Genomic DNA, 25,317 nt, shown 5'->3' on the forward strand with positions numbered 1-25,317 from the left:
TCAGGCCAACCGCGCCTTTGCCGCCGTCTCTCCGCAGCGGCGCGGCATCGATGGCGCGCGGCTGATGGCGCTGCAAGGGCTCGATCCCTTTGCCGCGGCCGCCGGCACCCCGGCCGACCAGCTCAACAGCGATCCGGGCTTTCTCTATGCCCGCGCGCGCGAATTGCGCAAACAGGGCCAGGGCATTGCCGCGCAGGCGCTGCTCGCCAACCGCCCGCTGCTGCGCGCCCGCCCGCTGCTGCGTGGCAAGTGGATCGATGAACTGCTCGCCAATGCGCAAGGCGCGGCATCGATGGGCGATGCACGCAGCGCCGTGGCCATTGCCCGCGGCGTGGACGATGCCTTTGCCCCTGGCGAAGATATCAGCCAGATGCCGTACGATCTGCGCGATGACTACACCTCGCTGGTGTGGCTGGGCGGCACGCAATCGCTGTGGCGCCTGGGCGATGGCGCCGGCGCGGCTCCGCTGTTCTGGCGCTATGGCAACGCGGCGCAAACCCCCGGCACCAAGGCCAAGGGCTATTACTGGGCCGGCCGCGCCGCCACGCAGGCCGGGCTGACCGGCGATGCGCAGCGCTATTTCGCCATGGCCGCGCGCTATGCCGATCAGTTCTATGGCCTGCTTGCGCTGGAACGGCTGGGCCAGCCGGTGCCCAACTTTGCCTATGATTCGCGCGCCATGCCCACGGCAGAGGAGCACGCCCGCTTCAACGCCAGCCCGCTCACGCTCGCCGTGCGCGAAGTGGCGCGCAGCGGGCAATGGCGCACCACCGTGCGCTTTTTCAAGGAAATCGCCGCCCAGCAGCAGACCGAAGGCCAGCACATGCTGGTGGCCGAACTGGCGCGCGAGCTGGGCCGACGCGATCTGGGCGTGATCGTTGGCCAGGCGGCAGGCGCGCGCGGTTATCTCGATTTCCAGCACATCGCCTTTCCGCTGATCCCGGTGCCGCCGGGGACCGAGCAATCCTGGACGATGATCCACGCCATCACCCGGCAGGAAAGCCAGTTTGCCCAGAACGCGATGAGCCACGCGGGCGCGCGCGGGCTGATGCAGTTGATGCCGTCGACCGCCAACGAGCAGGCGGGCAAGCTGGGCCTCGCTTATTCCGCGCAGTCGCTGACCGATGACGCCGGGTTCAACCTGATGCTGGGCAGCGCCTTTTTCGGCCGGCTGATGGATATCTATGGCGGCTCCACCCCGCTGGCCGTGGCCGCCTACAATGCCGGGCCGGGCAACGTGAACAAGTGGCTGCGCGCCAATGGCGATCCGCGCACCGGCGCGGTGGAATGGGTGGACTGGATCGAGCGCATTCCCCTGTCGGAAACCCGCAACTATGTGCAGCGCGTGCTGGAAAACGCCGTGGTCTATGACGCGATGAATCCCGACAAGGCCGAATGGCACGGGCCCAATCCGATGAGCCACATCCTGGGCAAGCCGACGCCGGGTTGAGGTTGCTTGTGGCGGTCACCACCCGCTAAAGGCGGGAGTGATGAAACCCGATGGCAACCCGATCACGCCGGCCGGCCTGGCTGCCCTGCGCGCGCGCTATGACCACCTGCTCGGCACGGAGCGGCCGGCGATCGTCGAGATCGTCAGTTGGGCCGCCGGCAATGGCGATCGGTCGGAAAACGGTGACTATCTCTATGGCCGCAAGCGCATGCGCGAGATCGACCGCGAACTGGCCTGGCTCGCCCGGCGGATGAAGGCGGCGCGCGTGGTCGATCCGGCGCGGCAGGACGACCAGAGCCGCGTGCTGTTCGGCGCGACCGTGGAACTGGCCGACGAAGACGACAACCGCCGCACGCTGACCCTGGTGGGCGATGATGAGCAGGACGCGTCCAAGGGCCTGATCGGCTGGAGCGCGCCGATCGCGCGGGCGCTGCGCGGGGCACGGGTGGGCGATCTGCGCGTGGTGCGGCTACCGGGTGGGGAAAAGGAATGGGAAATCATGGGTATCAGCTATCCGGTGCCGGCATGAGCGACAGCGCGCCCCTTCCACACGCCTTGCCCGGCCGCTTTTTCGTGCTGCGCCATGGCGAAACCGTGTTCAACGCCGCGCGCCGCCTGCAATCCAATGCGATGCATACCCCGCTGACGCGCCAGGGGTTTGAGCAGGCGGTAATGATGGGCCAGGCCCTGCGCGGTGCGCTAGGGGAGCGGCCCGCAGTGCGGCTGCACATTTCCGATACCGGCCGCGCCCTGCAGACCGCCTCGCTGATTGCCGAGGAACTGGGGATCGACTGGTTCGCCGCCAACCGCACGCCCGACCTGTTCGAGATCGACATGGGATCGTGGATCGGGCGCGGCTATGACGATGTGGAGGCCGAACACGGGCCGATCACGCTGGCCGATCACCTGCTACGCCCGGCGCCCGATGGCGAGGATTACCCGGCGATCGCCGCGCGGCTGCAACGCTGGATCGATGCCGTGGGCATCTCCGAGGAAACCCACATCGTGGTGATGCACGGCATTTCCAGCCGGGTGCTGCGTGGCCTGCTGGCCGGGTTGCCACCCCATCCCGATCATGGCGCGCCGATTGCGCCCTCTTTGGTGCAGGGTTCGATCGCGCTGATCGAGAACGGCCGCGAAGAGGTGTTCTTCGGCTCGTCCCGCGGCACGGAGCACGCCTGATGGCGCAGGTGATCAATCTGCGCCAGGCGCGCAAGGCCCGCGACCGCCAGGCCGCACAAGCGCAGGCTGCCGCCAACCGGGCGCGGTTTGGGCGCACCAAGGCGGAAAAGGCCGCTGATCTGGCGCGCGAGGAACAGGCCCGCCGCCAGCTCGATGGGCACCGCCTGGATCATGACGGCAAGGAACAAGGGCAAGACTGATGCGCACCACCTATGAAAGCGCCACCGTGCGGCTCTATCACCTGTCCGATGGCCCGGAAGGCGGCGCGGCGCAAACGCTGTTCTATGGCCCGCTCGACCAGGCCATGGCCCTGGCCGCGCAGCAGAGCGAGGATATCCAGGCCGACCTGTTCATCGCCACCGACAACGATGTGATCGCATGGCTCGACCTGGCCGAAGGCTGAGCGCCGCGCTCTTTGCTGCCGGCCTGGCTCTTGCGGGAGCCGGGCCTGCCGATGCGCGGGACTCGCTGGGCGTGTGGGAGGATTGGGGGGCATTTCGCGATTCCGCCGTACCGCGCTGCTATGCCATCGCCATGCCGCAACCCAGCAGCCGCCCGCGCGACGTGGTGCCCTATATGACGATCGGCACCTGGCCGCGCCGCAATGTGCGTGGCGAGGTGCATTGGCGGCTGTCGCGCCGCATTGCGCCGAACAGCAAGGTTACCGTGTCGGTGGACGGCGAAACCTTTGTGTTGATGGCCAGCGATGCGGTGGCCTGGGCGCAGGACCGCCGCATGGATGCCGCCGTGGTGGCGCGGCTGCGATCGGCGGGAACATTGACGGTCAGCGGCAAGGCCCGCGATGGCCGCACGTTCCGCGACAGCTATCGCCTGGGCGGCGCGGCTTCGGCGATGGACGCCGCCACCGTGGGTTGCGCGGGGCAATAAAGAAACGGGCCGGGGTTTCCCCCGGCCCGCCCTTGCAACAACGGTTCGGCTACGATCAGAAGCGCAGGCCGTAGGTGGCGACGATCTGGTGGCGATCGGTGTCCACGTCGAAACGGTCGCTGGTGTTGCCGTTGAAGTTGAAATTGGCGCGGCTGTAGTTCGAATAGCGATATTCGATCTTGCCGAAGGTCTTGGGGCTGAACGCATATTCCAGACCGCCGCCGACGCGATAGCCATCGGTGGTGATGCGGTAGTCTTCCGAGGTCTGGCCGTCGGTGCCCTGCAGCTTGTAGTGCATGTTGGTGTAGCCGCCCTTCACGAACAGCAGCGCCTTGGGCGAAACGGCATAACCGACGCGCGCACCGACATAGAGGTCACGCCCGGCGCTCACGCGGCCCAGGTTGAACGTGTTGGGCTCGAACGTGTTGGACCACTTGGCCGTGCTGCCGGTCGCTTCACCTTCGACACCAACAACCAGATTGGTTCCCACCGGCACGTCAAAGCCGATTTCACCACCATAGAGCAGGCCATTGATCGACTGCTTCTGGTTACGCGTGTTGTCGTTGTCCACCGAGCTGCCCGAGCGGCTCAGGTCATAGCCCAGAACGGCGCCGACACGCGGGCCGGAGAACGTACGGTTCGGAGCGTCGGGGGTGCCGGCGTCCTGCGCGAAGGCCGGAACGGAAACGGCGAGCGCCGAAACGGCGACAACGCTGGCGAGAATGGTCTTCATAATGGTTCAACTCCATTCGAACTGTTCTTTTTCTGTCGGCTGGCTGCCTGGCCTCTTGTGAGAGGTTCCAGATTGGCAACCTTGCTGCGACCCGACAGACCTGCAACGAACGGAGGGAGAGGCGATCCGGTTTCATGAACGTAGCACAACAAGAAATCTGTGACATTTGCGCCACAGCCATTCGCGGGCTAGAACGCGGCATGGCCACCCCCCTTTCCCCCGCTGTCAGCGCTGCCGCAGCCCAAGCCGCTGCCGCCGAATTTGCCGCTAATGGCCATGTCCGCGTGGAGCCGGCCCTGCCGGCGGCGGGGGCCGACGCCCTGCATCGCTGGCTGGATGGCGAGGCGCCGTTCTCGCGCGTGCTCAACCAAGGGGACAAAGTGTGGGATCTCGATCCCGCCCAGCGCGCCGCGCTCGATCCGCAGGCGCAGGTCGCGCTGCTCGACGCGGTGCACGGCCAGGCGCGCGACGGGTTCCAGTTCCTGTTCGATTCCCTGCGCGTGTCCGACGATGCCGCTGCGCGCACCGCGCGCAATTGGCCGGTGGACCGGCTGGTGTCGGCATTCAACACGCCGCCCTGGCTCGATCTGTTTCGCGCGCTGACCGGGGAACCGGCGATCTCCATGGTCGATGGCCAGGCCACGCGCTATCTGCCCGGCCATTTCCTCACCGGCCATGATGACAATGTCGCGGGAAAGAACCGCGTTGCCGCCTATGTCCTCAACCTGACGCCGCGCTGGCGGGTGGAATGGGGCGGGCTGCTGATGTTCCACGATGGCGCGGGTGACGTGCACCGCGCCCTGGCGCCACGGCACAATGCGCTGCACCTGTTCCGCGTGCCGCAAGCGCATTCGGTCTCGCTGGTGGCGCCCTTTGCCGGGGCACCGCGCCTGGCGATCACCGGGTGGTTGCGCCGCTAAACCGCAGGGTCACTCGCGCCCACTGGCGATTTTCCCATAAATGCGTATATGGCGGCGCATGAACGCCCCCACCTCGCTTCCCGTGTCCATGCCGATTCCCGGCCATGTCGATCCTGTGCCCGTGCCCCGCCCGGTTACCCCGCGCGAAGATGGCCGCACCGATCTGATCGGCCTGCCCCGCCCGCAGATTGCCGCGCTGTTCCAGGAAGCCGGCCTTGATGCCAAGGCGGCCAAGCTGCGCGCCAAGCAGGTGTTCCACTGGCTGTATCATCGCGGCGTGACCACGTTCGAGGCGATGACCGACATTGCCAAGACCATGCGCCCGTGGCTGGCCGAACGCTTTGTCATCGGCCGTCCCCAGGTGGTGGAAGCCCAGGTTTCCACCGATGGCACGCGCAAGTGGCTGCTGCGCACGGCCGATGGCCATGACTTTGAAATGGTGTTCATTCCCGACGCCGATCGCGGCACTTTGTGCGTATCGAGCCAGGTGGGCTGCACGCTCAATTGCCGGTTCTGCCACACCGGCACGATGAAGCTGGTGCGCAACCTGACGCCGGGCGAGATCGTTGGCCAAGTCATGCTGGCCCGCGATGCGCTGGGCGAATGGCCCAAGGGATCGATGGCGGGGCTGGACCTCACCGACGAGGTGGAAGAAGACGCCGACGAAGGCAGCTACACCGCCGACGGGCGACTGCTGACCAACATCGTGATGATGGGCATGGGCGAGCCGCTCTACAACTTCGACAACGTGCGCGATGCGCTCAAGCTCGTGATGGATGGCGATGGCCTGGCGCTGTCCAAGCGCCGCATCACGCTCTCCACCGCTGGCGTGGTGCCGATGATGGCCCGCGCGGGCGAGGAAATCGGCGTGAACCTGGCGGTTTCGCTCCACGCCGTGACCAAGGACGTGCGCGACGAGATCGTGCCGATCAACCGCAAGTTCGGCCTGGAAGAACTGCTCCAGGCCTGCGCCGATTACCCCGGCGCCAGCAACGCGCGGCGCATCACGTTTGAATATGTGATGCTCAAGGACCGCAACGACAGCGATGACGATGCACGCGAACTCGTGCGCCTGCTCAAGCAGTACAAGCTGCCGGCCAAGGTGAACCTGATCCCGTTCAACCCCTGGCCGGGTGCGCCCTATGAATGCTCCACCCCGGAACGGGTCAAGCGCTTTGCCGAGATCGTGTTCGAGGCCGGCATCTCCGCCCCGGTGCGCACCCCGCGCGGACGCGATATCGATGCGGCCTGTGGCCAGCTCAAGACCGCCGCCGAACGCCGCAGCCGCGCCGAGTTGGACCGCCTGGCTGCCGAGAAGCAGGCGGCTTTGGGCTGAGGCGCAGCGCAAGGTTTCACACCACCCCCAACCCCCTCCTGAAGAAGAGGGGGCTTTCTTTTACACTACTCCCCATCCTCTTTAGAGGAGGGGGTCGGGGGGGGGGGTGGTGCCGGGCCTAGCGCAGCACCCCGCCCTGGCTGACCATCTCCACAGCCCCGGCCACCCACACCGCGCCATCAGCATCGCGGGTCAAGACCACGCGGCCATTGGCGCCGGTGCAGCGGCCTTGCGCGGCAACATACTGGTCCTGCGCCAGCCCGGCGGCAAAGAGGTACTGCGCGGCGGCGGCATTGAGGCTGCCGGTCACGGGATCTTCCACGATCTTGCCCTGTGGATCGGCAAAAAATGCGCGCAGTTCGAAGTCGGCAGGATCGCCCTCTTCGCAAGGACCGATCAGGCCCACGTCGGTGGGCACCGGCGCCTCGGCCACTGGCCTCGCGGAAAGGACATCGGCCGCGCTGCGCAGGCGCAGCAGGCGCCAGCCGGGGCCGTTGCAGGCATGAATGGCATCGACCACGGCATCGGCTGAAACGCCGGCCACACGGATAGCCTCGGCCCGCTCGGCCGCATCGAGTGGCCCGCCGCGCAGCAGCGGCGGCGCGCGAAACGCCAAGGTTTCGTCTTCCATCCGCACCTCGACCAGGCCCACGCCGCATTCCTGCACCAGGCGGCCAGGCGTGCGCGGCACGCCACCGGCCATCAGCCAGGCCTTGGCTGTGCCCAGCGTGGGGTGCCCGGCAAAGGGCAGTTCGCCTGCCGGATAGAAAATGCGCACGCGATAATCGGCGCCGGGAACGCTGGGCGGCAGGAGAAACGTGGTTTCGGAAAAACCCAGCCAGCGGGTCAGCGCGAGCATGGCCGGCGTATCGAGCCCGTCACCGCCGCGCACCACGGCCAGCGGGTTTCCCGAAAGCGGGCCAGAGGCGAATACATCGACGAGATCAAGCAGCATGGCGCCATGCCTATCGGGCGGGCGCGTCAGGGGCAAGCGTCGGCCGGTCGCACACCAGGCGCGGTTCATCGCGGAACGCGCAACACAACGAGACGTTCATCGGGGGTTGTGGATCGGATCGCTCAAAACCGTGTTCACCGTCACGATATTCTCGGGACCCAATAAGCAGGGAACAGTAGCTATGAAGAAGACCATCCTTGCCGCCGTGATGGCGGCCATCGTTCTCCCCGCAGCGCCCGCCATGGCCGATCCGGGTCACGGCCGTGGCCATGGCTGGGGCCGTTACGACGATCGCGGCCGCTATCGCGAACCGCGCCCGATCGGTGCCAACGAGCGCATCTGGCGCGGCCGCGATGGCCGTTACTATTGCAAGCGCAGCAATGGCACGACTGGCCTGATCATCGGTGCGGCCGGCGGCGCCCTGGTGGGCCGCGCGATCGACACGCGTGGTGACCGCACCATGGGCACCCTGCTCGGCGCCGTGGGTGGTGGCCTGCTCGGCCGCGAAATCGATCGTGGCGGCGCGCGCTGCCGCTGATCTGCATTTCCTGAAAAATCAGGATAATCAATAAAAGGCGCGGTCCGCTTGCAGGCGGGCCGCGCTTGTGCATAGTGGCCGGACACGGGACGGGACCGTCGGAGCTTTTTGAACGATGTCCATGCTTATCCTGGGTCCGGTGCTCAAGCGCCTGATCCGCCACGGTACTTTGACGGTAATTGAAGCTGATGGCCGCAGCCGCGTTTTCGGCACCAAGGAACAAGGCTGGCCCGATCTTACGCTGCGCTTGATGGACAAGAAGGTGCCGGGTTTCCTGGCGCGCAACCCCAGCCTGGGCCTGGGCGAAGCATTCATGGATGATCGCGTTCGCATCGAAGGCGGCGATATCATGGATTTCATCAGCTTCGTGCGGGCCAACAACCCATGGGAGCGTGCCGGCGATATCGACAACCCCGGCCCGCTGCGCAAGCTGTGGCTCAACATCGTCGGCCGGGTCGACCGGGTCAACGCCCGCGCCGCCTCGCGCCGCAACGTGGCGCACCACTACGATCTTGATGATCGGCTCTACGATCTGTTTCTCGACCCGCTGCGCCAGTATTCCTGCGCCTATTGGGCCGATGGCGTCACCACGCTGGAAGAAGCGCAACACGCCAAGGTTGAGCATATCGCCGCCAAGCTGGCGCTGCGCCCGGGACACCGCGTGCTCGATATCGGCTGCGGCTGGGGCGGTCTTGCCATCCAGTTGCACAAGCTGACCGGCGCGAGCGTGCATGGCATCACCCTGTCCAAGGAACAGCTCGCCTATGCCAAGGGCTGGGCCGCGCGCGAAGGCGTGGACGGGCAGGTCACTTTCAGCCTGACCGACTATCGCGACGTGACCGACCACTATGATCGCATCGTCTCGGTGGGCATGTTCGAGCATGTCGGCGTGCCCAATTTCGGCGCCTATTTCCAGAAGTGCCACGATATCCTGGCCGAGGATGGCGTGATGCTGATGCACACGATCGGCCGCGTCGGCCCGCCCTCGGTCACCGATGACTTCACGCGCAAGTACATCTTCCCCGGCGGCTATATCCCGGCGATGAGCGAAACCGTTGCCGCGATCGAGCCCAACCGCCTGATGGTCACCGATGTGGAAGTGCTGCGTCGCCATTATGCGCCCACGCTGCGCGCCTGGTACGAACGCTGCGTGGCCAACAAGGACAAGATCGAGGCGCTGTTCGACGCGCGCTTCTATCGCATGTGGCTGTTCTATCTGTCAGGCGCGGCGACCGCGTTCGAGCATGCCGACATGGTCAATTTCCAGTTCCAGCTGGTGCGTCACCGCGATTCCCTGCCGCTTACCCGCGATTACATCGGCACTGAAGAGGCCAGTCTGCGCGCGCGCCGCCTGGCTGCCGCCGGCGCCGATAACGACGCCGACGGGACCAAGGTCTTTCAGTTCGATGCCAATTCGCGCACCAGCGCCGGCGCCGGATAGATCTTTTCCAGCGCCTGCTGCACGGCGGCGGTGCTGACCACCACGGTGCGGTTCACATCGCCCTGGTAGCCATAGTTGCCACCCAGCGAGTGGATGTTGCCGTCAAAGGCGGCTCCGATCACGGCGCCGTTTTTGTCCACCACGGGTGAGCCGGAATTGCCGCCGATGATATCGTTGGTGGTGACGAAATCGAACGGCGTGGCCTTGTCGATCTGGGCGGCGTGGTCGGTAAACTGCTTGGCCAGCAGGAACGGCTGCGCCCCGGTGGCGCGATCGAACGCGCCGCCCATGGTGGTCACCGGCGCCACATCGGCGCCGCGTTCCTTCCACCCGGCCACCTTGCCATAGCTGATGCGCAGGGTGAACGTGGCATCGGGATAGAGCGTGGCGCCATAGGCGGCAAAGCGCGCATCGGCGAGCTTGGCCCCGGCAGCAGCCAACGGACCCTGATACTGCGAATCCACCGCCTTTTGCAGTTCGCGCTGGCGCGGCTCAAGGCTGCGGGCATAGACGATCATCGGATCGGTGCTGGCCGCAATCGCGGCAGCGCCCCCTTCCCACAGCGCCTTGCGCACCGCCGGATCGCCCAGCTTGGTGCCGGTCACCAGCCGCGCCGAAAGGTCTTCGGGGCTTTCCTTGCCCAGCAGCAGGCGCGTGTCGGGATCATCGGCGCCCAGGTATTCGCGGGCCTTGGACAGGCTCCATTCCATTTCCAGCTGTTCCAGCCAGGGATAGATCGGCTTGGCATCGAGCACTTGCTTTTCCAGCAGCGGCAGCGCGCTGTCGGTATAGCCGGGCAAGCGCTCGCCATTGGGCTTGGCCTTTTCGATCGCGGCCTTCACCAGCGTTTCGGCATAACCATAGAGATCGCCCATCGGCTGGGTAAAGCGATAGGCGGGATAGATGTTGCGATAGGCGGCCACCGCCCCGCTCACCTGGCTCCACGGATCGCCGATCGCGGCATTGCCGGCGACCTTGGCCTTGAGCGTGGCTTCGTTGTCGGCCAGCATCTTGACGAACGCCGGGTCGTTCAGCGCCTTTTGCCGGCCGATATAGACCTTGAGCGCGTTTTCAAAGCCGAACAGGCTGTCGCCACCTTCACGCTTGCGCTGCGGGCTTTGCTCCATCGCGGTGATCAGGCGGCCGCGCAGTTCCGACAGAACGGTGTTGGTGATCGGCAGGGAGACTTCGCGCTGGAACGCGATCTGCGACATCGTGAACAGGCGCTGGGTGGAACCGGGATTGCCGACCACGAACGTTGCCTCGCCCGGCTGCGGCGCGCGCGGGCTCCACTTGAGGTGCGCGGCCACCTTCACCGGCTTGCCGTTTTCATAGGCGCGCAGGAACGCCGCATCGAGGGCATAGCGCGGATAGTTGAAGTTGTCGGGATCGCCACCAAAGAACGCCGCCTGGAATTCCGGCGCCCAGACCAGCCGCACATCGGAATACTTGCGATAGGTATAGAGCTTGTACTGCCCGCCACCGAATAGGGTGACGACCTGGCAGCGCGTGGTGGCCAGATCCTTGCAGCCGGCTTTTTCGATCTCGGCGATCTTGGCGTCGCGCGCCTTGACCAGTGCCTCGCCAGCCAAACTGCCGATCGCGCCCTTCACCGCCGCGGTCACGTCGGTGATGGCGGTGACCACTTCGGCCTGCTGGCCCGGGCACTTGCGCTCGTCCTCGCGCCGCGCGGCAACAAAGCCGTTGGCCACGAGGTCTTCCTTTTCGCTCGACAGGTTCTGCGCGCATTCCACCACGCAGTGATGGTTGGTGAGGATCAGGCCCTCGGCCGACACGAAGCTGGCCGAACAGCCGCCGGTCAGCCGCACGGCCGAGGCGCGCACGCGATCGAGCCAGGCCTGGTCGGGCGCCCAGCCATAGTCCTGCTTCATCTTCGCGGCGGGAAAGGCATCGAACGTCCACATGCCCTCGTCGGCCTGCGCCGGAGCGGCAAGGGCAAAGGGCGTGGCCAGCATGGCGCCGGCCATCATGGCCTGGCGCAGACGCGAAAGCGCGGGTGAAGACAGCATGATAGGCATCCTCTTGCAGGGCATTGCGATGCGCGCAGGGGTGCCATGGACCGCGGCGCGCCGCAAACCGAAACGAAGGCAAAGAATGGAAATCTTGGGCCACGCCAATCGGTCCGAAACCGACAGAATGCCGCAGCACGGTAAGCACTGAACCGCGCTGAACATTTTTACGGTTCTTTGCAAACCACGCCGTAACAAACAGCAATGTCGCTCGGAACCCAAACTATCGCGGGATGACTTTGCCGCCCGATTGAGGCCCAACGCTACAGGTCTTCACTTAGCAGGGGGTATAAGGGAAGCGACATTGGCATTGATGGAACAAGGCCGGATGCAGGCGGATTGGCCATAGCTCCGGAGGGTTGCCAACGGCTGGGGAAGTCGTGGCATCTGCTATCCGTCGGGCGGTGTCGCTGCCCGACCCGCCCACCCACGCGCCCGGCCACCCGGCATGGCGCGGCCGTTTCTGCCTGCTCCATCAGCAGCCCGTGGACCATGCCTTGTGCCCCCTGCCTTGCGGGGATGATCGAGCCACAAAAGTGCAATGGCGCCGGCTCTCCGGCCTCCTTAGGCCCGATAGCGTGGCGCCGTCACCTGCCCTGCCTGTCACCTGCCCGGCCTGTCACCTGCCTGGCCCGGCGCCTGTCTGCCTCGGCGGGAGGAGCGCAGCGGCGGATCACAATGAGGTAATTGGGCAGCGGGGACGGCCCGCCCCGCGCCATCACGTCGTTCCGCATCTCATCCGCGGCCCGGCGATGGCGCAGCCGATCAATTCCCATCCATCGGCGTCACCATCCGAACCGGCGCTGGCACAGCCACCCGGGGCCGCGCACCGCCTCACTGCCAGGCGCGGAACGTCACGCCCAAGGTGCGTGGATCGCTTGGCGTGCCCAGGATCAGGCCGGAATTGCCGGCCTGGATCGTCAGGTTCTGGATATAGTTGGCCTTGAACAGGTTGCGTGCAAACACGCCCAGTTCCACGCCCGGCCCGCCATCGCGGCGGCTGCGCCAGGCCAGGCTGGCGTTGGTCAGCGCATAGCCATCGATCCAGGTATAGCGCGACAGCGAGGGATCGCCGTTATAGCTGCTGCGCCACGCGGTATCGCTGTGCAGCACCCATTCGCCCCGGGCCATGGGCAGGCGATAGTCCACGCCCAGCGTCTCGCTCCAGCGCGACAGGCCGGTCAGCGCCTTGCCGGTCAGGTTGCACGCGGTGGTCGCGGCGGTCTGCACCTCCAGCGGGCACGGCCCCTTGGGATAATCCGTATAGCGCCCATCGGCATAGGCCAGGCCCGCCGTCAGCACGAGGCCGCCCCAGTGCAGTGCGGCATCGGCCTCCACCCCCTGCACCCGCACGCGCGGAATGTTGGATAGGTAGCCGCGCAGCGCCACGGTCTGGCTGGAATCAACCACCGTCGCCTGGAAATCGCGCACTGTGGTGCGATAGGCAGCCAGGTTGAGCAGCAGGTGCCGATCCCACCACTGGCTTTTGATGCCGCCTTCCCAGGTGATGTTGCGTTCGGGCCGGATCACGGCCGTGGCCAGGACCGGCTGGTTGGCGCTGTCGAGCGGCAGGCCCGACATATTGATCCCACCCGATTTGAACCCCTGGGAATAGCCGCCATAGGCCATCACCGTATCGCTCACCTGCCAGGCCAAGTTGGCGCGGCCCGACAGGCTGGAATCGCGGGTGCTGGCGCCATAGGCCTGCGGCCGCAGCACCGATAGCTGCGCGGCGATCAGCGCGGCGTTGGTCACCTGCGGGCCACCGAACACGCTGGTGTTGTAGCTGCCCTGCTTGTCTTCCCAGGTCTGGCGCAGGCCGCCGGTCAGCGTCAGGCGCGGCACGATCGTCCAGTTCGCCTCGGCAAAGGCGGCATAGCTGTTGACGGCAAAGCGCGTGTCGCCGCCCTGGCCATAGCCATCGAGCAGGTTGGTCGGGATCGCCGTGCCATTGCTGGTGGTCTTGCCGAGCAGCCACGGCGCACCATAGGGGCCATAGATCGAGATCGGATGCCCGGTGATGACCTGGCGGAAATAATAGAGCCCGGCCACGTAAGACAGGGCGCGCTGCCCATCAGAGGCAAGGCGCAGTTCCTGGCTCACCTGGTCCTGGCGCGAGGGGATATGCTGCGTGGTCTGGATCGGCAGCCCGGTATAGTCGCGGTCATTGGCCGCGTCCCAGTTCCAGAAGCGCCAGGCGCTGATCGCCGTCAGCGTGGCCCCGCCCAGATGCCAATCGAGCGTGGCGGCAATGCCGCCCTCGTTGGTGTTCACGCCCAGCCCGGCGTCGATGTCGGTCAGCCGGTCATAGGGGTTGGTGCTGGGCGGCGCATAGTGCGCGGCTGCCGCCAGCGCGGCGTATTGGCGTGCCGGGCTGCGCAGGCTGGTGCCGACGCGCAGATAGACCTGGGTGCAGCAGTCCCCGCCAAAGCGGGCATAATCGGCCACCACGCGCAACTGCACGCTGGCAGACGGGGTGAACAGCAACTGGCCGCGCAGGGCCTGGTTATCGACGCTGTTCTGGTCTGCCCCGGTGCGCACGTTATGGATCACGCCATCGCGCCGCGTCAGCAGGCCCGAAAGACGATAGGCCAGCACGCCATCGATCAGCGGCCCGGTGGCCATGGCCTTGGCCTGGACCAGGCGGCGTTCGCCCACGCTCACCTCTTCGCTCGCCGCCGGGGTGAACGAGGGCAGGCGCGAGGTGATGGCAATGGCGCCGGCCGTGGTGTTCTTGCCAAACAGGGTGCCTTGCGGCCCGCGCAAGACCTCCACCCGCTCCACATCGGCAAAGTCAAATGCGGCGGTGGCCGGCCGTGCATGATAGACGCCATCGACATAAAACCCCACGCCCGGCTCGAGCCCGTCATTGGCCTGGCTGACCGCAACCACGCTCGATCCCAGGCCGCGGATGGTAAAGGCGGTGTTGCGCGGGTTCGCCGAGGAATAGGTGAGCGCCGGTACCAGCGTGGTGAGCGCCTGGGTGTTGACGGCGAGCGAGCGATCGAGCCACGCGCCATCGACCACGCTGAGCGCGGCTGGCACCGATTGCGCCGGTTCAGGGCGTTGGCGCGCCGTCACCACGATATCGCCGGCTGTGCGCAGGGCATCCGTGCCCGCGACCGGAACACTGGCGGCGTCGGACGAATCAGCCCAGGCTGGGTTCGCTATGCCGAGGCCGGTTGCCAGCGCCAGGGCGCACGGCACAGCGCGCCGCCACCGGCGATCGATCACGTTTTGCATGGAATGTCTTGCCCCTGCACCGACGGCCTGCCCGGCAGACCGTCATAAAATGTCACTTCAAGCTATATTCACTGAAACATAGCATGGCGCAAGAGCGGATCGAAGCTGCGGAAATGGCAGCACAATCACCATCAAATCCGTCTATTTCACGTCAATCCTTTGTCACGAATGTGTCATCAAAACGTCATAGGGGCAGCCAACAGCCCTGAACGGACACCCTTTCCCATGCGTATCCTGCCCTCTCTCTGCAGTGCCGTTGCCCTGGCAACAGTCCTGTTTGCCCCGGTCGCTGCGCGGGCCGATACCGATACCCAGGGATGGGGAACGCTGCTGGTTACGGCCAAGGCCGGCAAGAACTGGCGCCTGTCCAACGAAACCATCCTGCGCACCGGCAATGCGCGCGGTTTCTACGAACTCGAAAACAACTTCATGGTGGGCTACAACCTCGACAAGACGTTCACCGTCTGGCTGGGCTACACCCATGATCCCAACTACCTGCACGGCGATTTCGCGGTGATGGAGCGGCGCTTTCGCCAGCAGGTGAGCTTTGACAACTTTGCCCATCTCGGCCCGGTGCGCTTTAACGGCCGTATGCGGCTGGAACAGCGCTGGCGCGACAACATGCCCGGCACCGCCTGGCGCCTGCGCCCGTTCCTCAAGGCCAGCCTGCCCGTGGCGCAGGGCAGCAAGGTGATGATCGTGGCTAGCCACGAAAGCTTCATCGATCTCAACAAGACCGTGTTCCAGACCGTGAACGGCGAGGAGCGCATGCGCAATTTTATCGGCATCAATGCGCCGATCGCCAAGAAGCTGACGATCGAGGCCGGCTATCTCAACCAGCACGGCGTTCGCCCCGGCAAGCTCGATACCAGCGACCATGTCGCCTCGGTGGCGCTCAACATCGCGCTCTAAACGTCTGAAAGGCCGCTGCCTCCCACACCCCGCGCCCCGCCTGGCGGCGCGTGCGGGGCAGGCCCGCCCTGCTGTGCCGAACCGGGGGGAACGGCGCCGTGGGGCGGGCCGATCCGCGCGGGGCCAATCCGCGCAGGGCTTGCCTTAGCGGCCGTGCGCCCCTAGCGGGCGGGGCACAGCCGAGCAAACCGCAAACCCGGAGTCGAACCATGGTCCCCCGTTATGCCCGCCCCGCGATGACCGCGATCTGGGAACCCGAAGCGCGCTATCGCATCTGGTTCGAGATCGAGGCCCACGCCACGCAGAAGCTGGGCGACCTGGGCGTGGTGCCCGCAAGCGGCGCCAAGGCGCTGTGGGACTGGTGGGCGACCAACCCCGCCATCGACGTGGCCGCGATCGACGCGATCGAGGCGGTGACCAAGCATGACGTGATCGCGTTCCTCGATTGGGTGGCGCAGCAGGTTGGCCCCGAAGCGCGCTTCATGCACCAGGGCATGACCAGCTCTGACGTGCTCGACACCACGCTGGCCGTGCAACTGGCCCGCGCCGCCGATATCCTGCTCGAAGATATCGACGCGCTGCTCGCCGCGATCAAGCGCCGTGCGCTGGAACACAAGTACACGCCTACCATCGGCCGCAGCCACGGCATCCATGCCGAACCGACCACGTTCGGCAAGAAGCTGGCCGAAGCCTATGCCGAGTTTTCGCGCTGCCGCGCGCGCCTGGTCAATGCCCGCGCTGAAATCGCCACTTGCGCCATTTCCGGCGCGGTCGGCACCTTTGCCAATATCGATCCGGCGGTGGAAGAATACGTGGCCGAGCAGCTTGGCCTGAGCGTGGAGCCGGTTTCCACCCAGGTGATCCCGCGCGATCGCCATGCCATGTTCTTTGCCACGCTGGGCGTGATCGCCAGCTCGATCGAGCGCCTGGCCACCGAAGTGCGCCACCTGCAGCGTACCGAAGTGCTCGAAGCGGAAGAATACTTCTCGCCGGGGCAAAAGGGTTCGTCGGCCATGCCGCACAAGCGCAACCCGATCCTGACCGAAAACCTCACCGGCCTGGCCCGCGTGGTGCGCTCGGCGGTGACGCCGGCCCTGGAAAACGTGGCGCTGTGGCATGAACGCGATATCTCGCACTCCTCGGTGGAGCGCTTCATCGGCCCCGACGCCACGATCACGCTCGACTTCGCGCTGGCGCGCCTCACCTCGGTGGTCGACAAGCTGGTGGTCTATCCCGAGCGCATGCAGAAGAACCTCGATCGCATGGGCGGCCTGGTCCACTCGCAGCGCGTGCTGCTGGCGCTGACGCAGGCCGGCGTGACCCGCGACGAAGCCTATCGCCTGGTCCAGCGCAACGCGATGAAGGTGTGGGAATCCGATGGCCAGCTCTCGCTGCTCGAACTGCTCAAGGCCGATGCCGACGTGACCAAGGCACTGAGCCCGCAGACGATCGAGGAAAAGTTCAACCTCGATTACCATTTCAAGGCTGTGGATACCATCTTCGCCCGGGTGTTTGGCGAATAATGCAAGTGCTGGCGCTTCGTCTGCAATCTGCCTAATGTCCGCCACCCGTGTGTTTGGCACGGCAGGTTGAAGGGTGAAGCGCCGCACATGAAGCAGATCCGCATCGTCTTGTGGCTGGCCCTGATTGCGGCCTTTGCCGCGTTCATCGCCATGAACGCGGACACCGCCCGCGTGAATTTCTGGCCATATGGCGCGGGCTATCTGCACTTCGATTGGCCGGTGGGCTTTGTCGCCCTGGTCTTTTTCCTGGCCGGTTTCGTGCCGCCGTGGGCGGCAGGCCGGCTGCGCCGCTGGCGCCTCAAGCGCCGCATCGCCACCCTGGAGTCGAGCCTGGTGAGCCAGGCCGGCGCCTTTCCTGCCACCGACGCCGCCAGCGATGCGGCCCAGACGGATATCCACCCGTGAGCAACCCGATCTTTCTTGCCGTCGACCTTCCCCGTCTCGATGCCGCCGTGGCGCTGGGGCAAAAGGTGAAAGGCCACGTCGGCGGGTTGAAGCTGGGGCTGGAATTCTTCTGCGCGCATGGCCACCACGGCGTGCATGAAATGGCCAAGATCGGCATGCCGATCTTCCTCGATCTCAAGCTGCACGACATTCCCAACACGGTGGCAGCGGCGATGCAGTCGATCCACGTGCTGCAGCCGGCGATCGTCACCATCCATGCCTCGGGCGGGCGCGCGATGATGGAAGACGCCAAGGCAGCCGCCGGCGAAGGCTGCAAGGTGGTGGCGGTAACCGTGCTGACCAGCCTGGACGATGCCGATCTGGCGCGCGGCGGGGTCAGCGGTTCGTCGCACGACCAGGTCCTGCGCCTGGCAGACCTGGCGCAGGAAGCCGGCCTTGATGGCATCGTCTGTTCCGGGCACGAGGTGGGCGAAGTGCCCCGCCGCTGGAAGAACGGCTATTTCGTGGTGCCGGGCCTGCGCCCTGCCGAAGGCCGGGGTTCAGCGCTCGGTGACCAGAAGCGTGCGGTGACCCCGCGCGCGGCGCGCGATGCCGGCGCTTCGTGCCTGGTCATCGGCCGCCCGATCAGCCGCGCCGAAGATCCCCTGGCCGCCGCCCGCGCCATCGAAGCCACGCTCTGATCCATCATGCCCGGCGTTGCACCCGCGCTCACGTTCAGGCTGGCCACGCCGACCGATCTGCCGGCGCTGCGCCGCCTGGTCGAACGCGCCTATCGCGGCGACACAGCACGCCAGGGCTGGACGCACGAGGCTGACCTGCTGGATGACGAGCGCACGTCTGACGCAGAACTCGCCGCTGCCATCACCGCGCCGGACCGCTGCGTAATCGTGGCGCAGTCCGCCGATGGCGCGCTGATCGGCACCGTTACCCTGACGGCGCTGCCGCAGGGCAAGGCCTACCTCGGCATGTTGTGCGTCGATCCCGATGTGCAGGCCGGTGGCCTGGGCCGCGCGCTGCTGGCGCAATGCGATGCGATGGCCCAAAGCGAGCTGGGCGCCCGCGCAATCGAAATGACGGTGATCGATCGCCGCCCCGAACTGATCGCCTGGTACGAGCGGCGCGGCTATGTTCGCACCGGCGAAACCCGGCCTTTCCCTGGCGCCACGCCGGTCGGCTTCGCCATGGTCGTACTGGAACGGATGGTTTCCTGAACGGTTACCCCGGCAACGGTTCAGCGCGCTGCAAGCTCGCTTCGGCCATTCCCCAGCCGTCACATACGGAGACCGTCCCGATGAAGCGCCTTATCCTCGCCGCCAGTCTTTCCGCCCTGCCCCTGGCCGCGCTGGTCACCCCAGCCATGGCCCAGCAGGCCGTGCAGACCGCCCCGGTCGTCAGCCCCGGCGCCACGGTGCTGACCGTGCAGGCCGAAGGCCGCAGCACCCGCGTGCCCGATCTGGCAGTCTTCACCGCCGGCGTTACCACCCAGGGCCAGACGGCGAGCGAGGCGCTGGCCGCCAACGCCCGCGCGATGAACGCCACGATGGCGGCCCTCAAGTCAAGCGGCGTTGCCGCCCGCGACATGCAGACCAGCAACCTGTCGGTCAGCCCGGTCTATGGCGAGCAGAAGCGCCTGGCCGATGGTAGCACGCAAGGTGATCCGGTGATCGTGGGCTATCGCGCCACCAACCAGGTGCAGGTCAAGCAGCGTGACCTTGCGCGCTATGGCCAGGTGATCGATACGCTGGTCAAGGCCGGCGCCAACGAAGTCAACGGCCCCAGCTTCCAGATCGACAAACCCGAGGCGGCAATGGACGAGGCGCGCATCGATGCCGTGGCCAAGGCCCGCGCCCGCGCCGATCTCTATGCCCGCGCCGCCGGCCTCAAGGTGGTGCGCATGTTGACCATCAGCGAAACCGGTGGCTGGTCGCCGCAGCCGCCGATGCTCTATGCCCGCGCCGACAAGATGATGATGGCCGCGCCCAGCCCGGTTGCGGCCGGCGAACTGGACGTCAACGCCAACGTCACCATCACGTTCGAGCTTGCACCGCAGTAAGCAAGACGCCACATGGGCTGGCCATGTCAGCCCCAGCCATCAAGATCTGCGGAATCAACACGAGTGCCGCGCTCGACGCCACGCTTGCCGCGCGCGCCGACTATGCCGGCCTCGTGTTCTTTCCCCCTTCCCCGCGCCACGTCACCATCCGCGACGCCGCGCTGCTTGGCGCGCGCAATGCCGGGCGCAGCCGCCTGGTCGGCCTGTTCGTGGATGCCGATGACGCCACCATAGGCGAGGCGATTGCCGCGGCCCACCTCGATGTGCTGCAGCTTCACGGCCACGAAACCCCCGAACGCGCCGCGCAGTTGAAAGCCCAGTTTGGCCTGCCGGTGTGGAAGGCGCTGTCGGTGGCCGCCCCTGCTGATGTGGCTGCCGCTGCCCGCTATGCCGGGGCGGCCGATCTCTTGCTGTTCGATGCCAAGGCACCCAAGGGCGCGGCCATTCCCGGCGGCCTGGGGCTGGTGTTCGATTGGGCGCTGCTCAACGCCTATCGCGGCCCCACGCCATGGGGCCTGGCCGGCGGCCTGGGCCCCGACAATGTTGCCGATGCCGTGCGCCAGACCGGCGCCGAACTCGTCGACGTATCATCCGGCGTGGAAAGCGCGCCTGGCGTCAAGGACGAAAGCCGCATCCAGGCGTTCTGCCGCGCGGCCCGATCGGCCTGAACGCCAACGCCGGCCGCAGCCGCGCAACCCGCAGCCCCGCAAAAGACAACGGGCGACGCTTTCGCGCCGCCCGCTGCTTTTCCTGGGTCGGAAATTGTCCTGTCGAAACAGGGTCCGATCAGAACTTCAGGCCAACGCCAGCGGTCACCGCATCGCGGTTGCCCAGGCCTTCGTCGGCGATGTAGTGGCGGTATTCCACCTTGCCGTAGAACTTCTGCATGAACGACTTCTGCACGCCGGCGCCAAAGTTCCACGCGCCGCCGCAATCGGTGCAGGGCGTGGTGGCATAGCCGCCCACGGCATAAAGCTTGGTGCCGGCCAGGTTCGCACCCAGGCGGCCGCTCACGCCAACCGACACGCGCTTGGCATAGCTGTTAAGAATCTTGTCAGCCGAGACTTCGACGCCGCCGAAGGCTGCCGGGCCAAGATCGTAGTCATAGCCTGCCGCAACGCCAGCCGTGGCATCGGTGGCATCGTGATTCCAGAGCACACCGCTGTGCGCTTCGACGCGGACCTCGTTGGCCATGGCCGGGGCGGCTGCAGCCAGGGTACCGGCGAGCGCGAGAAGAACGAGACGCATAATAAACCTCCTTGCATTCAAGCCGCCGTTTGGTGCGGCGGTCGATCGGGCAAGTAGGCCGCACGCCAATCGTCAACAAGTCATAACTGTAAGATTTCTGACTCTAACATAGTACGCATGGCATTTTTGCCACAGTTTCTGTCAATTTAGAAAGGTTTATCCCTATCTGAACAAATAGACAGAAAGTATCGTTGCAGTAATGTAAAACGCAAAAAGGCGGCCCCATTACGGGACCGCCTTCACGACGTTGCAAGACGCCATCTAGCGCCCAGACATTACGCCAGGATGAACGCGCAATCGTGCAAATTGCTGAAATGCGATTGCAAAAATGCAAACTACGGCAAAATGCCTTGACCATGCCCGGCGCCGGGCGGGCGCCACTGGCCCGCCGCCCCTTTGGCCATGAATCTGGACAACCGCCCCGCCCTCTGCCAAGCGGCTGGACCATGACTGCCCAGAACCCGAACAGCTTCCGCAACCAGCCCGACGATCGTGGCCACTTCGGCCAGTTCGGCGGTCGCTATGTCGCCGAAACGCTGATGCCGCTGATCCTCGATCTCGAAACGGAATACCGCAAGGCCAAGGCCGATGCCGCGTTCCAGGCCGAATTCGATGACTTGCTCGAACACTATGTCGGCCGGCCCAGCCCGCTCTATTTCGCGCCGCGGCTGACCCAGGAGCTGGCCAAGAACGCGCCGGCAGGCAAGGGCGCGCAAGTCTGGTTCAAGCGCGACGAGCTCAATCACACCGGCGCGCACAAGATCAACAACTGCATCGGCCAGATCCTGCTGGCGATGCGCATGGGCAAGACCCGGATCATCGCCGAAACCGGCGCGGGCCAGCATGGCGTGGCCACGGCCACCGTCTGCGCGCGCTTTGGCCTGCCCTGCGTGGTCTATATGGGCGCCACCGACGTCGCCCGCCAGGCGCCCAATGTGTTCCGCATGAAGCTGCTCGGCGCCGAAGTGGTGCCGGTCACGGCTGGCGCCGGCACGCTCAAGGACGCGATGAACGAGGCGCTGCGCGACTGGGTGGCGAACGTGCATGACACGTTCTACATCATCGGCACCGCCGCCGGCCCGCATCCCTATCCCGAGCTGGTGCGCGATTTCCAAAGCGTGATCGGCAAGGAAGCCCGCGCCCAGATGCTCGCCCGCACCGGCCGCCTGCCCGACGTGCTGGTTGCCGCGATCGGTGGCGGGTCCAACGCCATCGGCCTGTTCCACCCGTTCCTCGATGATCCCGACGTCAAGATGCTGGGTGTCGAGGCGGCTGGCCATGGCCTTGACAAGGAACACGCCGCTTCGCTCGCGGGCGGGCGCCCCGGCGTTCTCCACGGCAACAAGACCTACCTGTTGCAGGACGAGGACGGCCAGATCACCGAAGGCCACTCGATCAGCGCGGGCCTGGATTACCCCGGCATCGGGCCAGAGCATGCCTGGCTCAGGGATGTCGGCCGCGTCGACTATACCTCGGTCACCGATACCGAGGCGCTCGAAGGCTTCCAGCTGCTCTGCCGCACCGAAGGGATCATCCCCGCACTCGAGCCGGCCCATGCGATTGCCGCCGTGACCAAGCTGGCGCCGACCATGGACAAGGACCAGATCATCCTCGCCAACCTGTGTGGCCGGGGCGACAAGGACATCTTCTCGGTGGCCGAGCACCTGGGGGTGAAGCTGTAAAATCAATCGGCAAGCAGGCCTTTCCACTCCCCACGCGTCACCCCGGACGTGATCCGGTGTCCAGCTGAATGCCTGGAGCCAAGGGAGAGGCCGCAAGCTGGACCCCGGATCACGTCCGGGGTGACGATGAGGGCAAAAGGCAGGGCTCTTTGCATCTCGGCGCAAATCACGTAGTGCGCAGCCCGGAACCTTGAAGATCATGGAAGGTGTGTTGGAAATGATGTCCTTGCCGCTGGCGATCGCGAGCGTGACATGCGGTGGAGTTGTCGGCTGATGACCCGCCTTTCCAATGCCTTTGCCAAGGGCCATGCTGCCCTCGTGTGCTTCGTCACCGGCGGTGATCCCACGCCCGAGGCGACGCCCGCGATCCTTGACGCACTGGTGGCCGGTGGCGCCGACGTGATCGAGCTGGGCATGCCGTTCACCGATCCCATGGCCGATGGCCCGGCGATCCAGAACGCCAACCTGCGCGCGCTCACCGCCGGCACCAAGACCGCGCATATCCTGGCCATCGCCAAGGGCTTCCGCGCGCGCCATCCCGATGTGCCGCTGGTGCTGATGGGCTATGCCAATCCGATGATCACCCGCGGCGCGGAATGGTTTGCCGATGCCTGCGCCGATGCCGGCATCGATGGCGTGATCTGCGTCGATATTCCCAGCGAGGAAGACCCCGAACTGGGCCCGGCGCTGCGCGCACACGGCATTTCGCCCATTCGCCTCGCCACCCCCACCACCGATGCCGCGCGCCTGCCCGCCGTGCTCGAAGGGTCGGGCGGGTTCCTCTATTATGTTTCGGTTGCCGGCATCACCGGCAAGCAATCGGCCGCGCTCGCCTCGATCCAAGAGGCAGTGGCGCGGATCAAGCAGACCGCCACGATCCCCGTTGCCGTGGGCTTTGGCGTGCGCACGCCCGAACAGGCCGGTGGGATTGCCGCCGTGGCCGATGGCGTCGTCGTCGGCTCGGCTCTGGTGGATCTCGTGGCCCAACACGGCGCTGATGCCGCCGGCCCGGTACGCGATCTTGTCGCGTCGCTGAGCGCGGCCGTGCATGCGGCGCGAAAGGATATCGCATGAGCTGGATCAACCGCGTTCGCAACGCGCTGCCCTTCACCCCCAAGCGCGACACGCCCGACAACCTGTGGATCAAGTGCCCCGGGTGCAGCGAAATGCTGTTCACCAAGGAGTATGAAGAAAACCAGTCGGTCTGCCCGCGCTGCGATCATCATGGCCGCATCGGCGCCGATGCGCGCCTGGCGCAGCTGATGGACCCGGGCTTCACCCTGCTGCCTGCGCCCAAGGTCAAGGAAGACCCGCTCAAGTTCCGCGACACCAAGAAATATGGCGATCGCATCAAGGCCGCTCGTGCTGCCAACCCGCATCCCGATGCGCTGACCAACGCGGTGGGCCGCATCGAAGGTAAGAAGGCCGTCGTTGGCGTGCAGGAATTTGCCTTCATGGGCGGATCGATGGGCATGGCCGTGGGCAATGCCTTCATTGCCGGCACCGAGCGCGCGATCCGTGAAAAGTGCCCTTATATCGCCGTCACCGCTGCTGGCGGCGCGCGCATGCAGGAAGGCATCCTCAGCCTCATGCAGATGCCGCGCTCGACCGTAGCAATCAGCCGCCTGCATGCCGCGGGCCTGCCCTATATCGTGGTCTTGACCGATCCCACCACCGGTGGCGTCACGGCCAGCTACGCCATGCTGGGTGACGTGCAGATTGCCGAGCCGGGCGCGCTCATCGGTTTTGCCGGCCAGCGCGTGATCCAGGACACGATCCGCGAAAAGCTGCCCGAAGGTTTCCAGCGGGCTGAATACCTGCACGCTCATGGCATGATCGACATGGTGGTGCACCGCCACAACCTGCGCGCCACGCTGGCCGAAACCATCGACTACCTGATGGCCGCCAAGGCCGCCTGACGCGAATGCGCCCTGCCCCCGCCTGCGCGCGGGGGCCAGATGGGGGGAGGGGTTTTCGTGAAGGACTTCGCGATTTCCGAGGATCCGGCCGTGCAGGCCCAGCTCGATCGGCTGGGGGCACTGTCGCTGCCGCAGGGACGGCTGGGCCTCGACACCGTGCGCGAACTCTGCGCCCGGCTGGGCAACCCGCAGGACCGCCTGCCCCCGGTGTTCCACGTTGCGGGCACCAACGGCAAGGGCTCTACCTGCACCTATCTGCGCTACATGCTCGAGGCGCAGGGCCTGCGTGTGCACACCGCCACCAAGCCGCACCTGGTGCGCTATAACGAGCGCATCCGCCTTGCCGGGCAGTTGATCGACGATGCCACGCTGGCCGCCCTGCTCAAGCAGGCGCTCGATGCGGCGCAGCCCGATCTTACCCCAAGCTTTTTCGAAGTGACCACCGCCGCGCTGTTCCTGGCCTTTGCCAGCGTGCCGGCCGATGCCTGCGTGATCGAGACCGGGCTGGGCGGGCGGCTTGATGCCACCAATATCCTGCCCACCGCAGCGGCCACGGGTCTTGCCACGCTGGGCCTGGATCACGAGGCGTTCCTACTGTCGCCCGACGAGACGATTCCCGATGCGGCCGTGCACGATCCGCTGGTGCGCATCGCGTTTGAAAAGGCCAGCATCGCCAAGGCGGGCGTGCCGCTGGTCACGCTGCGCTATCCGGCCCGCGCCGCGCAGATGGTGGCGGAAACCGCCACAGCGCACGGCGCCCCCGTGCTGGCGCGCGGCACAGCCTGGGACGCCGCCATCGGCCAAGACATCGCCTATCGCGATGCCATGGGCGCGCTCACCCTGCCCCTGCCCGCCCTTG

At 66.2% G+C, this 25,317-nt stretch carries 26 protein-coding genes; 21 read left to right on the forward strand and 5 right to left on the reverse strand.

The features are described from left to right. From H926_RS0108885 to H926_RS0108910, 6 genes are all read left to right on the forward strand, one after another. Positions 1–1,450 (forward strand): lytic transglycosylase domain-containing protein (locus H926_RS0108885; RefSeq protein ID WP_022675978.1); only part of this gene is annotated, 1,450 nt, incomplete at its 5' end. A 40-nt stretch (positions 1,451–1,490) separates the two neighbouring features. Continuing rightward, positions 1,491–1,979: a transcription elongation factor GreB gene (gene greB, locus H926_RS0108890; RefSeq protein ID WP_022675979.1), complete on the forward strand. Its 489-nt coding sequence runs from the start codon at positions 1,491–1,493 to the stop codon at positions 1,977–1,979. Continuing rightward, the gene (locus H926_RS0108895; protein WP_022675980.1) at positions 1,976–2,632 is read left to right on the forward strand and encodes a histidine phosphatase family protein; all 657 of its coding nucleotides are present in this window, start codon (positions 1,976–1,978) and stop codon (positions 2,630–2,632) included. The genes greB and H926_RS0108895 overlap by 4 nt, the downstream gene beginning before the upstream one ends. After that, positions 2,632–2,832: a DUF4169 family protein gene (locus H926_RS0108900; protein WP_022675981.1), complete on the forward strand. Its 201-nt coding sequence runs from the start codon at positions 2,632–2,634 to the stop codon at positions 2,830–2,832. The genes H926_RS0108895 and H926_RS0108900 overlap by 1 nt, the downstream gene beginning before the upstream one ends. Then, a complete protein-coding gene (locus H926_RS0108905; RefSeq protein WP_022675982.1) occupies positions 2,832–3,035 on the forward strand; it encodes a hypothetical protein in 204 nt (67 codons plus the stop codon). Before H926_RS0108900 ends, H926_RS0108905 begins: the two co-directional genes overlap by 1 nt. Continuing rightward, a complete protein-coding gene (locus H926_RS0108910; RefSeq protein ID WP_022675983.1) occupies positions 3,011–3,520 on the forward strand; it encodes a hypothetical protein in 510 nt (169 codons plus the stop codon). Before H926_RS0108905 ends, H926_RS0108910 begins: the two co-directional genes overlap by 25 nt. Positions 3,521–3,575: 55 nt before the next feature. Here the strand turns inward: H926_RS0108910 and H926_RS0108915 are convergent, their stop codons facing one another. Beyond that, entirely contained in the window at positions 3,576–4,253 is a 678-nt protein-coding gene (locus tag H926_RS0108915; protein ID WP_022675984.1) for an outer membrane protein, read from the reverse strand. A gap of 200 nt (positions 4,254–4,453) precedes the next feature. On the opposite strand from H926_RS0108915, the gene H926_RS0108920 reads away from it, so the two are divergent. Together H926_RS0108920 and rlmN are read left to right on the forward strand one after the other, a co-directional pair. Beyond that, entirely contained in the window at positions 4,454–5,173 is a 720-nt protein-coding gene (locus tag H926_RS0108920; RefSeq protein ID WP_022675985.1) for a 2OG-Fe(II) oxygenase family protein, read from the forward strand. A gap of 58 nt (positions 5,174–5,231) precedes the next feature. Beyond that, complete coding sequence (gene rlmN, locus H926_RS0108925; RefSeq protein WP_022675986.1) at positions 5,232–6,509, forward strand: 23S rRNA (adenine(2503)-C(2))-methyltransferase RlmN; 1,278 nt, start codon at positions 5,232–5,234, stop codon at positions 6,507–6,509. A 118-nt stretch (positions 6,510–6,627) separates the two neighbouring features. On the opposite strand, the gene H926_RS0108930 is transcribed toward rlmN, so the two are convergent. Further along, positions 6,628–7,464, reverse strand: a complete 837-nt coding sequence (locus H926_RS0108930; RefSeq protein WP_022675987.1) for a PhzF family phenazine biosynthesis protein — start codon at positions 7,462–7,464, stop codon at positions 6,628–6,630. 181 nt (positions 7,465–7,645) lie between these two features. On the opposite strand from H926_RS0108930, the gene H926_RS0108935 reads away from it, so the two are divergent. Together H926_RS0108935 and H926_RS26520 are read left to right on the forward strand one after the other, a co-directional pair. Next, entirely contained in the window at positions 7,646–8,002 is a 357-nt protein-coding gene (locus H926_RS0108935) for a glycine zipper 2TM domain-containing protein (RefSeq protein WP_022675988.1), read from the forward strand. 121 nt (positions 8,003–8,123) lie between these two features. Next, positions 8,124–9,443, forward strand: a complete 1,320-nt coding sequence (locus H926_RS26520; protein WP_082209083.1) for a cyclopropane-fatty-acyl-phospholipid synthase family protein — start codon at positions 8,124–8,126, stop codon at positions 9,441–9,443. Here H926_RS26520 and H926_RS0108945 read toward each other — a convergent pair. Together H926_RS0108945 and H926_RS0108950 are read right to left on the reverse strand one after the other, a co-directional pair. Continuing rightward, positions 9,401–11,473 (reverse strand): S46 family peptidase, encoded by a 2,073-nt coding sequence (locus tag H926_RS0108945; protein WP_022675990.1) that lies wholly within the window; start codon positions 11,471–11,473, stop codon positions 9,401–9,403. The two genes, H926_RS26520 and H926_RS0108945, sit on opposite strands and share 43 nt — an antisense overlap. Positions 11,474–12,307: 834 nt before the next feature. Beyond that, on the reverse strand, positions 12,308–14,716 hold the full coding sequence (locus tag H926_RS0108950) for a TonB-dependent receptor (protein WP_022675991.1): 2,409 nt from the start codon (positions 14,714–14,716) through the stop codon (positions 12,308–12,310). Positions 14,717–14,941: 225 nt separating this feature from the next. Here H926_RS0108950 and H926_RS0108955 point away from each other — a divergent pair, with 225 nt between their 5' ends. The 7 genes from H926_RS0108955 to H926_RS0108985 all read left to right on the forward strand — a co-directional run bounded on the left by H926_RS0108955 (position 14,942) and on the right by H926_RS0108985 (position 20,277). Then, entirely contained in the window at positions 14,942–15,628 is a 687-nt protein-coding gene (locus H926_RS0108955) for a DUF2490 domain-containing protein (protein WP_022675992.1), read from the forward strand. A gap of 209 nt (positions 15,629–15,837) precedes the next feature. Further along, positions 15,838–17,151 carry an adenylosuccinate lyase gene (gene purB, locus H926_RS0108960; RefSeq protein WP_022675993.1) on the forward strand — a complete coding sequence of 438 codons (1,314 nt, stop codon included), beginning with the start codon at positions 15,838–15,840 and terminating at the stop codon, positions 17,149–17,151. 87 nt (positions 17,152–17,238) lie between these two features. Further along, on the forward strand, positions 17,239–17,556 hold the full coding sequence (locus H926_RS26525) for a LapA family protein (RefSeq protein WP_022675994.1): 318 nt from the start codon (positions 17,239–17,241) through the stop codon (positions 17,554–17,556). After that, positions 17,553–18,236 carry an orotidine-5'-phosphate decarboxylase gene (gene pyrF, locus H926_RS0108970; protein WP_022675995.1) on the forward strand — a complete coding sequence of 228 codons (684 nt, stop codon included), beginning with the start codon at positions 17,553–17,555 and terminating at the stop codon, positions 18,234–18,236. The genes H926_RS26525 and pyrF overlap by 4 nt, the downstream gene beginning before the upstream one ends. Before the next feature lie 6 nt (positions 18,237–18,242). Next, a complete protein-coding gene (locus H926_RS0108975; protein WP_022675996.1) occupies positions 18,243–18,767 on the forward strand; it encodes a GNAT family N-acetyltransferase in 525 nt (174 codons plus the stop codon). 80 nt (positions 18,768–18,847) lie between these two features. Beyond that, complete coding sequence (locus H926_RS0108980) at positions 18,848–19,609, forward strand: SIMPL domain-containing protein (RefSeq protein ID WP_022675997.1); 762 nt, start codon at positions 18,848–18,850, stop codon at positions 19,607–19,609. Between the two features lie 23 nt (positions 19,610–19,632). Further along, positions 19,633–20,277 (forward strand): phosphoribosylanthranilate isomerase, encoded by a 645-nt coding sequence (locus tag H926_RS0108985; protein WP_022675998.1) that lies wholly within the window; start codon positions 19,633–19,635, stop codon positions 20,275–20,277. A gap of 118 nt (positions 20,278–20,395) precedes the next feature. Here the strand turns inward: H926_RS0108985 and H926_RS0108990 are convergent, their stop codons facing one another. Continuing rightward, positions 20,396–20,857: a hypothetical protein gene (locus H926_RS0108990; protein WP_022675999.1), complete on the reverse strand. Its 462-nt coding sequence runs from the start codon at positions 20,855–20,857 to the stop codon at positions 20,396–20,398. Positions 20,858–21,303: 446 nt separating this feature from the next. Between H926_RS0108990 and trpB the strand changes: the two genes are divergently transcribed. The 4 genes from trpB to H926_RS0109010 all read left to right on the forward strand — a co-directional run. Then, a complete protein-coding gene (gene trpB / locus H926_RS0108995; RefSeq protein WP_022676000.1) occupies positions 21,304–22,539 on the forward strand; it encodes a tryptophan synthase subunit beta in 1,236 nt (411 codons plus the stop codon). 273 nt (positions 22,540–22,812) lie between these two features. Further along, the gene (gene trpA / locus H926_RS0109000; RefSeq protein WP_022676001.1) at positions 22,813–23,613 is read left to right on the forward strand and encodes a tryptophan synthase subunit alpha; all 801 of its coding nucleotides are present in this window, start codon (positions 22,813–22,815) and stop codon (positions 23,611–23,613) included. Continuing rightward, positions 23,610–24,458: an acetyl-CoA carboxylase, carboxyltransferase subunit beta gene (gene accD, locus H926_RS0109005; protein WP_022676002.1), complete on the forward strand. Its 849-nt coding sequence runs from the start codon at positions 23,610–23,612 to the stop codon at positions 24,456–24,458. The genes trpA and accD overlap by 4 nt, the downstream gene beginning before the upstream one ends. Before the next feature lie 57 nt (positions 24,459–24,515). Next, a partial coding sequence (locus tag H926_RS0109010) for a folylpolyglutamate synthase (RefSeq protein WP_022676003.1) occupies positions 24,516–25,317 on the forward strand: 802 nt, incomplete at its 3' end.

Origin of the sequence: Novosphingobium sp. B-7 (genome assembly GCF_000410615.1) — a bacterium.
Lineage (GTDB): Bacteria > Pseudomonadota > Alphaproteobacteria > Sphingomonadales > Sphingomonadaceae > Novosphingobium > Novosphingobium capsulatum.

Coding starts and splice junctions, on each gene's coding strand:
- rlmN (WP_022675986.1), top strand. CDS start 5,232: ATGAACGCCCCCACCTCGCTTCCCGTGTCCATGCCGATTCCCGGCCAT.
- H926_RS0108915 (WP_022675984.1), bottom strand. CDS start 4,253: ATGAAGACCATTCTCGCCAGCGTTGTCGCCGTTTCGGCGCTCGCCGTT.
- H926_RS0108920 (WP_022675985.1), top strand. CDS start 4,454: ATGGCCACCCCCCTTTCCCCCGCTGTCAGCGCTGCCGCAGCCCAAGCC.
- H926_RS0108985 (WP_022675998.1), top strand. CDS start 19,633: ATGTCAGCCCCAGCCATCAAGATCTGCGGAATCAACACGAGTGCCGCG.
- H926_RS0108900 (WP_022675981.1), top strand. CDS start 2,632: ATGGCGCAGGTGATCAATCTGCGCCAGGCGCGCAAGGCCCGCGACCGC.
- H926_RS0108975 (WP_022675996.1), top strand. CDS start 18,243: ATGCCCGGCGTTGCACCCGCGCTCACGTTCAGGCTGGCCACGCCGACC.
- H926_RS0108905 (WP_022675982.1), top strand. CDS start 2,832: ATGCGCACCACCTATGAAAGCGCCACCGTGCGGCTCTATCACCTGTCC.
- purB (WP_022675993.1), top strand. CDS start 15,838: ATGGTCCCCCGTTATGCCCGCCCCGCGATGACCGCGATCTGGGAACCC.
- trpB (WP_022676000.1), top strand. CDS start 21,304: ATGACTGCCCAGAACCCGAACAGCTTCCGCAACCAGCCCGACGATCGT.
- H926_RS26520 (WP_082209083.1), top strand. CDS start 8,124: ATGCTTATCCTGGGTCCGGTGCTCAAGCGCCTGATCCGCCACGGTACT.
- H926_RS0108980 (WP_022675997.1), top strand. CDS start 18,848: ATGAAGCGCCTTATCCTCGCCGCCAGTCTTTCCGCCCTGCCCCTGGCC.
- H926_RS26525 (WP_022675994.1), top strand. CDS start 17,239: ATGAAGCAGATCCGCATCGTCTTGTGGCTGGCCCTGATTGCGGCCTTT.
- H926_RS0108945 (WP_022675990.1), bottom strand. CDS start 11,473: ATGCTGTCTTCACCCGCGCTTTCGCGTCTGCGCCAGGCCATGATGGCC.
- greB (WP_022675979.1), top strand. CDS start 1,491: ATGAAACCCGATGGCAACCCGATCACGCCGGCCGGCCTGGCTGCCCTG.
- H926_RS0108895 (WP_022675980.1), top strand. CDS start 1,976: ATGAGCGACAGCGCGCCCCTTCCACACGCCTTGCCCGGCCGCTTTTTC.
- H926_RS0108910 (WP_022675983.1), top strand. CDS start 3,011: ATGGCTCGACCTGGCCGAAGGCTGAGCGCCGCGCTCTTTGCTGCCGGC.
- H926_RS0108930 (WP_022675987.1), bottom strand. CDS start 7,464: ATGCTGCTTGATCTCGTCGATGTATTCGCCTCTGGCCCGCTTTCGGGA.
- H926_RS0108935 (WP_022675988.1), top strand. CDS start 7,646: ATGAAGAAGACCATCCTTGCCGCCGTGATGGCGGCCATCGTTCTCCCC.
- H926_RS0108950 (WP_022675991.1), bottom strand. CDS start 14,716: ATGCAAAACGTGATCGATCGCCGGTGGCGGCGCGCTGTGCCGTGCGCC.
- H926_RS0108990 (WP_022675999.1), bottom strand. CDS start 20,857: ATGCGTCTCGTTCTTCTCGCGCTCGCCGGTACCCTGGCTGCAGCCGCC.
- accD (WP_022676002.1), top strand. CDS start 23,610: ATGAGCTGGATCAACCGCGTTCGCAACGCGCTGCCCTTCACCCCCAAG.
- H926_RS0108955 (WP_022675992.1), top strand. CDS start 14,942: ATGCGTATCCTGCCCTCTCTCTGCAGTGCCGTTGCCCTGGCAACAGTC.
- trpA (WP_022676001.1), top strand. CDS start 22,813: ATGACCCGCCTTTCCAATGCCTTTGCCAAGGGCCATGCTGCCCTCGTG.